The 11,035-nt window shown below is 71.6% G+C and carries 9 protein-coding genes; 8 read left to right on the top strand and 1 reads right to left on the bottom strand.

Annotated elements, in window-relative coordinates; all coding sequences use genetic code 11:
• Positions 1-11 precede the first annotated feature (11 nt).
• Genes ACF062_RS35720 through ACF062_RS35700 form a run of 5 tightly spaced genes read left to right on the top strand, consistent with a single transcriptional unit; the run spans position 12 to position 6,874 of the window.
• The gene (locus ACF062_RS35720) at positions 12-1,298 is read left to right on the top strand and encodes a cytochrome P450 (protein ID WP_392143853.1); all 1,287 of its coding nucleotides are present in this window, start codon (positions 12-14) and stop codon (positions 1,296-1,298) included.
• Between the two features lie 24 nt (positions 1,299-1,322).
• Positions 1,323-2,279: a TauD/TfdA family dioxygenase gene (locus tag ACF062_RS35715; RefSeq protein ID WP_392143851.1), complete on the top strand. Its 957-nt coding sequence runs from the start codon at positions 1,323-1,325 to the stop codon at positions 2,277-2,279.
• Between the two features lie 31 nt (positions 2,280-2,310).
• Positions 2,311-3,492: a pyridoxal phosphate-dependent aminotransferase gene (locus tag ACF062_RS35710; RefSeq protein WP_392143849.1), complete on the top strand. Its 1,182-nt coding sequence runs from the start codon at positions 2,311-2,313 to the stop codon at positions 3,490-3,492.
• A gap of 8 nt (positions 3,493-3,500) precedes the next feature.
• Complete coding sequence (locus ACF062_RS35705) at positions 3,501-5,423, top strand: ABC transporter ATP-binding protein (RefSeq protein WP_392143847.1); 1,923 nt, start codon at positions 3,501-3,503, stop codon at positions 5,421-5,423.
• Positions 5,420-6,874 (top strand): condensation domain-containing protein, encoded by a 1,455-nt coding sequence (locus ACF062_RS35700; protein ID WP_392143845.1) that lies wholly within the window; start codon positions 5,420-5,422, stop codon positions 6,872-6,874. The genes ACF062_RS35705 and ACF062_RS35700 overlap by 4 nt, the downstream gene beginning before the upstream one ends.
• Before the next feature lie 19 nt (positions 6,875-6,893).
• Here ACF062_RS35700 and ACF062_RS35695 read toward each other — a convergent pair whose 3' ends face one another.
• Positions 6,894-7,544, bottom strand: a complete 651-nt coding sequence (locus ACF062_RS35695; RefSeq protein ID WP_392144080.1) for a response regulator — start codon at positions 7,542-7,544, stop codon at positions 6,894-6,896.
• Between the two features lie 214 nt (positions 7,545-7,758).
• Here ACF062_RS35695 and ACF062_RS35690 point away from each other — a divergent pair, with 214 nt between their 5' ends.
• The 3 genes from ACF062_RS35690 to ACF062_RS35680 all read left to right on the top strand — a co-directional run bounded on the left by ACF062_RS35690 (position 7,759) and on the right by ACF062_RS35680 (position 11,023).
• Entirely contained in the window at positions 7,759-8,718 is a 960-nt protein-coding gene (locus ACF062_RS35690; protein WP_392143843.1) for an ABC transporter ATP-binding protein, read from the top strand.
• 4 nt (positions 8,719-8,722) lie between these two features.
• The gene (locus ACF062_RS35685) at positions 8,723-9,526 is read left to right on the top strand and encodes an ABC transporter permease (RefSeq protein WP_392143841.1); all 804 of its coding nucleotides are present in this window, start codon (positions 8,723-8,725) and stop codon (positions 9,524-9,526) included.
• A 495-nt stretch (positions 9,527-10,021) separates the two neighbouring features.
• A complete protein-coding gene (locus tag ACF062_RS35680; protein WP_392143839.1) occupies positions 10,022-11,023 on the top strand; it encodes a winged helix-turn-helix domain-containing protein in 1,002 nt (333 codons plus the stop codon).
• Positions 11,024-11,035: the final 12 nt, after the last annotated feature.

Raw genomic sequence — 11,035 nt, 5'->3', positions numbered from 1 at the left:
GGGGTACCGACATGCCGAACGCGGAGAAGCTCCGCAGCGCCGCCAGGCTCCAGTACAAGCGTGCCGTGCTCTGGAGCCACGCGAGGAGGGGCGACCTCGTCTGCCGGCTGATGCTGCACGAGCACCTGGCCGACCCCTATCCGCTGTACGAGGGCATCCGGGCCGAGGGGCCGGTGTACCGGAGCAGGGCCGGAGTCCAGGCCGTGACGGCGCACGAGCTGTGCGGCCAGGTGCTGCGGGACTCCGCGTTCGGGCGCCGCAACGAGGAAGCGGGCACGGCGGAGCCCGCCGCGGACGGCCCCCCGGCCGCAGCCGACGCCCAGGCCGGGGGCGGCAACGCCTCTTTCCTGGACGGTGAGGTGGCCGACCACATGCGGTGGCGACGGCTCGTCGCCCCCGCGTTCCGCACCCGCAAGATCGCCGAGTACCGCCACCGCACCGAGGAGGTCGCCCACCGCCTGCTCGACGCCGCGCTGGACAGGGGCGGTGACTTCGACCTCGTGACCGACTTCGCCTCCCCCCTGCCGATCACCGTGATCAGCGAACTGCTCGGCATCACCGACGTCGACGTGGACCGCTTCGCCCACTACGGCCTCGTGACGGGCCGGGCCATCGACGGGGTCCGCTCGGTACGGCAGGCCACGGAGTTCCGCGAGGCGGCCGGCGAACTCGACGCCATGTTCACCGACCTGGTCCGCAGGCGCCGCGACGAACCCGGCGACGACCTCGTCAGCGACCTGCTGAGGCCGCAGGGCGACGAGCGGCTGCCCGAACAGGAGATCATCGGCACCTGCCAGCTCCTGCTCACCGCCGGGTTCGAGACCACGACGAACCTGGTGTCCAACGCGGTACTGCGCCTGCTGTCCGACCGCGAGCAGTGGGAGGCCCTCGTCGCCGACCCGAAGCTGGCCCCTGCGGTGGCCGAGGAGTCGCTGCGCTACGACCCGCCGGTGCAGTACTCGATCCGCGTCGTACGCGACACCCTGCACCTCGGCGGAGTGACGCTGCCGTCGGGCACCGTCCTCATGCTCGTCCTCGGCGCCGCCAACCGGGACCCCGACGTCTTCCCCGACCCGCACCGCTTCGACGTCACCCGGCCCGACGCGGGCCAGCACCTGGCGTTCCTCAGTGGCGCCCACTACTGTGTCGGCGCCCCGCTGGCCCGGATGGAGGCCGACGTGGCACTGAGCGTCCTCGCCGAGCGGCTCCCCGATCTGCGCCGCGCCGGGCGGCTGCGACGCCGGCCGACGGCCGCGCTGCGCGGCCTGCTGAACCTGCCCGTCAGCTCCGGACGCTGACCCACCGACCCGGAGGAGTACCCCATGCACCCAGACCCGCGGCAGGCCCCGTTCGTCCTCGGCACCGAGCGCCACCGCACGGTGGCCGACGCGGCCGACTGGATCACGGCGCACCTCGACGACCTCCACGCCCTGCGCCGGGAGCACGGCGCGGTGCTGCTGCGCGGCCTGCCGTTCACCACGGCGGACGAGTTCGCCCTGCTGCGCGACCGGATCGTGGGGCGCCCGGCCGACTACGTGGAGAAGGCGACGCCCCGCAGCGCGTACGGAAAGGGAGTGTTCACCGCCACCGACGTACCCGCCAGGCGGCGCATCCGGCTGCACAACGAGAACAGCTACGCGCTGAGCTTCCCCCAGCTCCTGGTGTTCGGCTGCCTGACCCCGCCCACGGCGGGCGGGGAGACCTTCCTCGGGGACATGCGCGCCATCACCGATCTCCTTCCCGACGGCCTGGTGGGGCGCTTCGCCGACGAAGGATGGACGCTGGTGCGCAACTACTGGGGGTACTACGGGCTGACCTGGCAGGAGGCGTTCGCCACCGACGACCGCGACGAGGTGGAGAAGTACGCGGCGGCGCAAGGGCTCACCACGAGCTGGCACGGTGACCGGCTCACCACCACGCAGCACCGGTCCGCGCTCATCCGCCACCCGGAGAGCGGCGACACCTCCTGGTTCAACCACGTCGCCTTCTGGAGCGAGTGGAGCCTCCAGGACGAGGTGCGCGAGCTGCTGCGCGCCGAGTGCGGCGACGACCTGCCCTTCCGGACCTTCCACGGCAACGGCGAACCGGTGGACCGGGCCACCATCGAACTGCTCAACGACGCCCACGAGAAGGTCAGGACCGCGGAGCGCTGGCAGCGCGGGGACCTCATGGTCGTCGACAACATACGGCTCGCCCACGGCCGCGAACCCTTCAAGGGCGAGCGCGAGGTCCTGGTGGCCATGGGCGACCCGATCGACCGGGTGGACTGCGAGCTGTGAGCGCGGCGGACCGCCCCACCAGAGGCCCCGCATGACGCGGCTGTCCCGGCGTACGGCGCGGGTCACCCCGATGGCGCTCGCCGCGCTGCTGCCCGCCGCGCGCGCGGGCGGGGCCATCGACCTCGCCCTCGGCATCCCCCAGGGCGGACCGGCCGAGGCCGCGGTCGAAGCTGCCGTCGCGGCCCTGCGCTCCGGGGGCAACCAGTACGCCGACCCCGCCGGGCTGCCGGAGCTCCGGCGCGCCCTGGCCGCGGAACTCACCGCCGTGCGCGGCGTGCCGGTCGACGCCGAGCACGAGATCACGATCAGCGCCGGAGCCACCGAAGGCGTGCTGGTCGCGCTCATCGCGGCCACCGACCCGGGCGACGAGGTGCTCGTCCCGCAGCCCTTCTTCGAGAACCACCCCGGAGTCGTCGAACTGGCCGGTGCCGTACCGCGTTTCGTGCCCCTGACCGACGGTGTCTGGCGCCTCGAAGCGGATGCGCTGGAAGCCGCCGTCACGCCCCGGACCCGGGCGGTGCTCCTCAACAACCCGCACAACCCCACCGGTCGCGTCTTCGACCGGGCCGAGTTCGACGCGCTCACCGCCGTGTGCGAACGGCACGACCTGACGCTGATCATCGACGAGGTCTACGACCGGTTCGTCTACGACGGGCACCGGCACCTGTCACCCGTGGGCGACCTGACGGCCCTGCGCCACCGCTCGGTCGTCGTCGGGAGTCTCTCCAAGACCCGGGCGATGAGCGGCTGGCGGATCGGTTACTGCCTCGCACCGCCCGACCTCACCGCGGCACTGCGCCGCGTGCACGAGCGCACCACACTCGGCGCGCCCCACCCGCTGCAGCGCGGCGCGGTGGCGTTCGGGCCCACCGACGAGGCGTCGGTCGCCACCGCTCGCGCGCTGTTCCAGGACCGCCGCGACCTGGTGTGCGAGGCGCTGCGCAGGACCGGCTGCACGGTGCGGGCCCCGCAGGGCGGCTGGTTCGTCCTGGCCGGCACGGCCGCGCTGGCCGGTGACTCGGGGGAGCTGGCCCGGCGGCTGGTCGAGGACGCCGGGGTCCTCGTCGCCCCCGGCGCGTCCTTCTTCACGCCGCCGGAGGCCGGCCACGGCTGGGTCAGGATCGCGCTCGTACGCGACCGGGCCGAACTCCGCACCGGACTCGACCGCATCGCCGCCCACCTCACCCGCACGCCGATCCCGCCGAGAAGCTGAGGAGACCCGTGGAGAACGGACCGGCGCAGCGAACGCCCTCCCTCATCGGCACGGAGGACTTCGCGAAGCCCACCTGGGCCACCCCGGGCGAGACGGCCGCCCAGCGCAGTGTCACCGCGACCCTGCGTGCCGTCCCCGCCGCCATCACGGCCATCGTGCGACTGTCCTGGCGCGCCTCGCCCACACTCACCGTCGTCGTGGGCGTGGCCCAGCTGCTCGCCGGTGCCGTGGCCGCGGTCGGCCTGCTCGCCACGGCGAACGTCCTGACCGTCCTGCTGTCCGAGGGGCCCACCCCGGACCGCGTGGTGGAATCCCTGCCGTCGGTGCTCGCCGTCGTCGCCTCGTACGCCACCCGCGCCCTGATGGACAGCGCGGCCACCGTCCTGCAGGGCCGGCTGCGGCCCCGCATCATGGAAGAGGCCCAGGACGCGATGAACAGCGCGGTCGTCGCGGTCGAACTCAAGGCGTTCGACGACCCCAGCTTCCGCGAACTGATCCGGCAGGGCATACGACGCGGCCTGCCGTCGATCGACCAGAGCATCCGGCTCCTCGCCGAAGCGCTCAGATCGGTGGTGACGATGGCGTCCGCGCTCGTCGCCACCGCCGTGCTGAGCCTGTGGCTGCTGCCGGTCATGCTGCTCGCCGCGCTGGCGGAGATGTGGTCGGCGACCCAGGTCGGCAAACTGGACTTCCTCAGCTTCCTGAGCAACGCCACCCGCCAGCTGCGCATCGGCGTGGTCCAGGACCTCATCGTCAAGCGCGAGTTGGCAGCGGAAGTGCGCGCGTACCGCCTCCAGGACCAGCTCATGGCCGAGCACCGCCGCGTCGCCTCCCAGCTGACCGAGGAGACCGTGCGGCTGGAGACGAAGAAGGGGTTCGTCCAGCTGGTGGGCCGCACCCTCAGCGGCCTGAGCACCGGGCTCGCCTACGTCCTGCTGGGCATCCTGCTGCACCAGGGAGTCATGCCCCTCGCCCTGGCGGGCACGGCCGTGTTGGCGATGCGCAACGCCAACACCGGGCTCGCGGCCACGATGCGCTCGCTCAACCGGGTGTACGAACTGTCGCACTACATCGACCTCTACCACGGCCTGCTGAGCGACGCCGCGGGCCGCCACCACCCCCCGTGCGCCGCCCTGGCCCCGCACAACCCCACCGAGATCCGCATCGAGAACGTCGAGTTCAGCTATCCCGGCAGCACCCAGCACGCCCTGCGCGACATCAACCTGTGCATCAGACGCGGCGAAGTGGTGGCGCTCGTCGGCGAGAACGGGTCGGGCAAGACCACTCTCAGCAAGATCATCGCCGGTCTGTACCGGCCCACGTCCGGCGCGGTGCTGTGGGACGGGGTGGACATCGCCACCACCACCGAGGGGTCGGTCCTTGACCAGGTGGCCCTGATCTCCCAGGAACCGGCCCGCTGGCCGATGACCGCGGGAAACAACATCCGCATGGGGCGCCTGGAGTACGACGACACGTCCAAGGAGCGCTGGCGGCGGGCGGTGTCCGCATCGGGCGCCGACGAGGTGGTGCGGTCCCTGCCCAAGGGCGAGGACACCATCCTGTCCAAGGAGTTCGTCGGCGGTCAGGACCTCTCGGGAGGCCAGTGGCAGCGCCTCGGCGTCGCCCGCGGCGTCTACCGCGACGCCGCCGTCCTCCTCGCCGACGAGCCCACGGCCGCACTGGACGCCAAGGCTGAGGCCGTCGTCTTCGAGGGCCTGCGCCGCGCGAGCGCCTTGGACGGCGAGGGCACCGGATCACGGACCACGATCCTGGTCACCCACCGCCTGGTCAACGTCCGCAGGGCGGAACGCATCGTCGTCCTGCACCAGGGCCGCATCGTGGAACAGGGCACGCACGCCGAACTCATGGCGAGCGGAGGCCGCTACGCGGACATGTACGCACTGCAGGCCGACGCCTACACCACGGCATGACCGGCACCACCGCGGAAACCCGCCCCGACGGAAGGCCGACCGCCATCACTCCTCTCGACGAGACCGGGCCCGGTGACGGCGTCGTGCGCAGCGCGCCGGCCACTTTCGGACAGCGGGCACAGTGGTACGAGCAGATGGCGGCGCCACCGGAGCGGCGGCACCTGTTCAACCTGTGCCAGTGGTGGAAGCCGGCGGCCCCCGCCGAAGAACCGGCCGTCAGGGCGGCGCTCGCCGAACTGGTGCGCCGGCACGAGGGACTGAGGACGACGCTGGTGGACGACGCGGCGGCGGGCGGGCTGGTACAGCGGGTGCACGAGGTACGACCGCTGGACGTCCCCGTCGACACCGTCGCCGACCGCGACACGAACATGCTGGAGCACCCGCTGGTCAAGCAGGTCTCAGGGGCGTCATTCGATCTGAGCCGCGACCTGCCCGTGCGGTTCGGGCTGGTACGCGACGGCGACGGGCTCGTCTGGCTGGTCCTCTGCGTGGTCAACCACAGCGCGTCGGACGCGTTCGCCCACGCCCTGCTCAGGAGCGAGTTCCACCAACTGCTCACCGCACCGCCCCGGGAGTGGCGGCAGGACGAGCAGCGCGCCCAGCCCTGCGACATCGCCGCCTCCGAGAACTCCCCGTCGGGCCGGCGCAGGCACCAGCGCACCCTGGCGTACCTGCGTGCGAAGTACCTCGAAGTACCGGCGAGCCCGCACGTCCCGGCCGGCGCCGAGGGCATGACGGGCAAGCGGCCCAGGACCATGGTCCGCGTCGACCTGTACTCCACGGCCCTGCGCACGGCGTCCCGCTGGCTCAGGCACGCGGAGCGGGTCTCCCTGGGCGCGCTGGTCCTCGCACCCTTCTGCTCGCTGTTCGCGGCGCATACCGGCCAGGAGCGGATACCGTTCAAAGTGATGGTCACCAACCGGTTCGAACCGGGCACGGGCAGCAGCCTCGCCTGCATGTGCCAGCCCGGTCTGACCGTCCTGCACACGGCGCGCACCGAGACCGTCATGGAGGCGGCACGCCGCTGCCAGCACGACCTGCTGAAGGCGTACCACCACGGCAAGTACGACATCACGAGCGTCGAGCGGCTCTTCGCCGAGGCCGCCGCCGAGCACGGCCCCGTGCGCCTGGAGCGGCTCTACGACTGCCTCGACAAACAGCCGGGCGCCGTGCTCGACGCCGCCCCGACGCGGGCCGAACTGGAGCCGCTCGGCTCGGACGTGACCTGCTCCGAGCCCTTCCAGGCGCACGGCACCGAACAGACCCTGCGGGTGCGCGGTCGCGGGTCGGACGTGTGGGTCACCCTGCTCACCGACATCGAGGTGCTGCCGGCCGAACTGGCCCGCCAGTCCCTGCGGGCCGTGGAAGCGGCAGCCGTCAGCAGCTGCCTCGGCCGTCCCCCGAGCGTGGCGGACCTCGCCGCGGACTTCGGATTCACGACGGGAGCCTGATGGCGGACGCCAGACCGGGTCACCGGTCACGGCGGCCGGTCAGGCCCGCCTCGTGGGCCGCGATCGCCGCCTCGACCCGGTTGCGCACCCCGAGCTTGCCGAGTACCGCGCTGACGTGCGCCTTCACGGTGCCTTCCACCAGGTGCAGACGCGCTCCGATCTCGGCGTTCGACAGGCCCGTCCCCAGCAGCGCCAGTACCTCGTGCTCCCGTTCCGTGAGGTCCCCGACGGGGTAGCGGGACGCCCCGTTCGCCATGTGGCCACCGCGGAGCCCCGCGACCACCCGGTCCGCCACCTTCCGCGAGAGGTACGCCCCGCCCGCGGCGACCGCGTGCACTCCCGCGATCAGCTCCCGCGGATCACCCGCCTTCAGCAGGAAGCCGTTCGCACCCTGCTGGAGCGCCCTGGCTATGAAGTCGTCCTCGCCGAAGGTGGTCAGCATGAGCACGGCCGTTGCGGGCAGTTCGCGGTGGATCCGAGCAGCGGCCGCGATGCCGTCGAGCCGCGGCATCTGGATGTCGAGCAGCGCCACGTCGGGCCGGTGCCGGCGCACCTCCTGGACGGCCTCGTGTCCGTCGGCCGCCTCGGCGACGACCTCGATGCCGGGATCCTTCGAAAGGATCGCCCGGACACCCGCACGGATCATGGCCTCGTCGTCTGCCAGCAGCACCTGGATCACCGGTGCAGTATACGGACGCCCTCACTCTGGCGACCCGTCAGAAGCGGCCGACCGATGGCTCATCGGCGAGCCCCCTGACGAAAGTCATGGACGGTGATGCCGTTGGTAAGGGGAGCCGCTGCCGTACGGCAGATGTGCGCGGGCCGCGCGCTTCCTACGGTTGATCCCGGAACAGGGATTCCGAAGGAACGGACGAGGGAAACACGTGATCACCCTGCGAGGACTGACCAAGCGGTACGGCGACACACTCGCCGTCGACGGCTTGACGCTGGACATCAAGGAAGGGCAGGTGACGGGCTTCCTCGGCCCCAACGGCGCGGGCAAGTCGACGACCATGCGCATGATCCTCGGCCTCGACAACCCCACCGACGGCGAGGCCCTCATCGACGGCAAGCCCTACTCCTCGCTGCGCCACCCCGTGCGCGAGGTCGGCGCCCTCCTGGAGGCGAAGGCGCTGCACCCCGCCCGTTCGGCCCGCAACCACCTGCTCACCATGGCGCGCAGCAACGGCATCCCGGCGCGCCGCGTGGACGAGGTGCTGGACACGGTGGGCCTCACGAAGGTGGCGCGCAAACGAGCCGGTTCGTTCTCGCTCGGCATGTACCAGCGGCTCGGTGTCGCGGGCGCCCTGCTCGGCGACCCCCAGGTCCTCATCTTCGACGAGCCGGTCAACGGCCTGGACCCCGACGGCGTGCGGTGGGTCCGTGAACTCGTGCGGACCCAGGCCGCCGAGGGCCGGACCGTCTTTCTCTCCAGCCACCTGATGAGCGAGATGCAGCTGACCGCGGACCAGCTCGTCGTCATCGGCAGGGGGAAGCTGCTGGCCGACGCCCCCATCGCGGAATTGCTGGCGAGCAGCTCCCGGGCCGGCGTGCGCGTGCGCAGCCCCCACGCCGATGGACTGCGGGCGCTGACCGAGCAGTTGCTGGCCTCCGAGGGCGCACGGGTGGAGCCGGCCGGTGACGACGAGGTGGTGGTCAGCGGCTGGACGGTGGAGGAAGTCGGCGACCTGGCGCACCGACTCGGCGTACGGCTGCATGGCTTGAATGCGGTGTCCGCATCACTGGAACAGGCGTACATGGAACTGACGGCGGAAAGCGTTGAATACGGCACGGCGCGCACGGTCTTCGGCGTACCGGCCGCCCAGCGGAAGACGGAGGCGTGAGGGAATGGCGACCGTGACACGTACGACGCGTGCGGACGCTCCCGAGCGGTCCCGCACGGAGCACACGGGCGGCGGGCTCCTCGGAGCCGTCGCCGCCGAGTGGGGCAAGTTGTGGACGACCCGTACGCCGTACGTCTGCATGGCGGTGGGCGTGGGGCTGATGGCGGTGTTCGCCTTCTACTACGGATCCATCGCGCGGATCAACGACGAGCCGGTGCAGGCGGTCGGCAAGGCGCCGATCGCCTCCGTCATCCTGCTGCAGTTCATCGTCGTCGTCCTGGCGATGACGACCGTGACGAGCGAGTACGCCACGGGCAGCATCCGGACCTCGCTGCAGTGGGTTCCGGTCAGGCACCGGGTGCAGCTGGCGAAGGCGGTCGTCACCGGAGCCGTCTCGTTCGTCGGCGGAGTGCTGCTCGGCGCGCTGGGCATGGCCGTGGCGTGGGTCCCCTTCCGCGGACACGCGTCGTTCGAGACGGGGGAGGCAGCGGTCCAACTGCTGTCGATCGGCGCCTACTTGGCGCTCGTCGCGGTGCTCTCGGTCGGTGTCGCCTTTGTGTGCAGGTCCGCCGTCGGCGCGCTGGCCTCCCTCTTCTTCCTGCTGGCCGGGCTGCCGTTCGTCCTGCTCGGGCCGGGCAGCGAGGTGCTCCGGAAGATCAACGACGCCCTCCCGCAGAGCGCGGGCGACCACTTCATGAAGGGGGGCGGTGACCCGTACCCCTCACTGGTCGGCCTCCTGATCGTCCTGTCCTGGGCCGTCGCGGCCCACCTGATCGGCCTGGCCGTGCTGCGTCGACGGGATGCCTGACCGCATTCCGACGCGCTGCCAGGTCTCGGCTCCGGCCGTCACCGTCGATCCCCCGCGGCGGTGGCGGACCGGGCCGTCCTTCTGTCGCGCCTATCGCCGTCCCTACGCCGTATGAGGTAGATAAGTAGCCCTGAAATAGTGGTTACCTTTACCGTATTGAGCCCTTAGAGTGTGGACAGTTGAAGCACTTCTCCATGGGGGTGGATGTCGTTGAGTTCCTGGCATCCCGCTCCCGCCGTGCTCCTTGATGATGCGGGACCGCTCAAGCGGCGTGGCCGCCGGGCCACCGACGGATTCCCCGCACCTGAGCGTGTCGACGTCAAGCCGTTCCGCGGAGGCAGTCGAACTGACGTGCCGTCATGCAGCGGATGTGGCTGACGTGTTGACCGGCATATACCGGCGCGTCCCCGTGGATCGCGCCGATCCTGTCCGCAAGACGTTCGCGTGCGCGTCCGCCGGCCCAGCGGCGGATGCTCGCCCCTGGGGGATCGATCCATGCAGAACGTGCACTTCACCATTGATGACCTCGCCAAACTGAAGATCGTGCCGACGGTGGGTCCCGTTGCCGAGGCGGTCTTCGCGGTCGATCTCCTGAGACGGGGAGCGGGAGGAGCGCCCTTCGCCAAATGGCGCGAGGCGGTCGGTCTCAGGATGCGCCGGGCCCGCTCGTCAGCCGACGCGCTGACGGGGCCGGGCGGGCTGCGGCCCCGACCCGCTCCCGAATCCGGGGAGTTGCAGCAGCGCGCCCGGGGCAGTTGGCTGTTCGATCTGGTGTCGTCGGAAGGGGCGGCCGACGACGTCGAATGCCTCGACCCCGTGATGGAGCGGGTCCACGACCTGGGCGTCGCCCCGTACTGGGCACAGGCGCGCACCCACCTCCAGCTCGACCGGGACCGGCGCTGCCGACTCCTGGTCGGTGGCGGGATAGAGCACCTGCTCAGCACGTTACACGCCTGGATCGACTGGTCTCCGCCCGTGCTCACCGTTGCGTCGGGCCGTAAGCAGGAGATCGAGCTGCGGGGCAACGGCCTCGTCATCGTGCCGTCGCTCTTCCTCGCCCAGCCGATGGTGTTCGCGGACCCCGCGGGAACGGACCGGGCACCCGTGCTGGTCTACCCGGCACCGCTGGACCTCGACACGGCGGACAGCCTGTGGAGCGCCGCGAGGGCCGGGGACCGCGCGCTGGCCGCCCTCGTCGGCCGGACCAGGGCCAAGGTGCTCCAGGCGCTGACCGAGACGTGCAGCACCAGCGAACTGGGCCGCAGGCTCGGCATCTCGCCCGCCGCGGCCAGTCAGCACGCGACCGTGCTGCGCGAAGCCGGCCTGGTGACCAGCCGAAGACGGTCGAACACGATGCTGCACTCCCTCACGGCGCTCGGTTCGGCCCTCGCCATGGTCGGCGGCCCTGCCCTTGACTCCGGCACGGCCGAGCCCGCGCGCACCACGTGCGGACCCGCGCGCACCACATGCGGGCCGAGGCCGGGCGCCCGCGCCTGAACGGTGTGGTGC

This window comes from Streptomyces sp. NPDC015345, assembly GCF_043078805.1.
In the GTDB taxonomy this organism is placed as follows: Bacteria; Actinomycetota; Actinomycetes; order Streptomycetales; family Streptomycetaceae; genus Streptomyces.
Note: the sequence above shows the minus strand (reverse complement) of the source record. Positions and strands in the feature narration are given on the sequence as shown.

Coding starts and splice junctions, on each gene's coding strand:
- ACF062_RS35720 (WP_392143853.1), top strand. CDS start 12: ATGCCGAACGCGGAGAAGCTCCGCAGCGCCGCCAGGCTCCAGTACAAG.
- ACF062_RS35715 (WP_392143851.1), top strand. CDS start 1,323: ATGCACCCAGACCCGCGGCAGGCCCCGTTCGTCCTCGGCACCGAGCGC.
- ACF062_RS35710 (WP_392143849.1), top strand. CDS start 2,311: ATGACGCGGCTGTCCCGGCGTACGGCGCGGGTCACCCCGATGGCGCTC.
- ACF062_RS35700 (WP_392143845.1), top strand. CDS start 5,420: ATGACCGGCACCACCGCGGAAACCCGCCCCGACGGAAGGCCGACCGCC.
- ACF062_RS35685 (WP_392143841.1), top strand. CDS start 8,723: ATGGCGACCGTGACACGTACGACGCGTGCGGACGCTCCCGAGCGGTCC.
- ACF062_RS35680 (WP_392143839.1), top strand. CDS start 10,022: ATGCAGAACGTGCACTTCACCATTGATGACCTCGCCAAACTGAAGATC.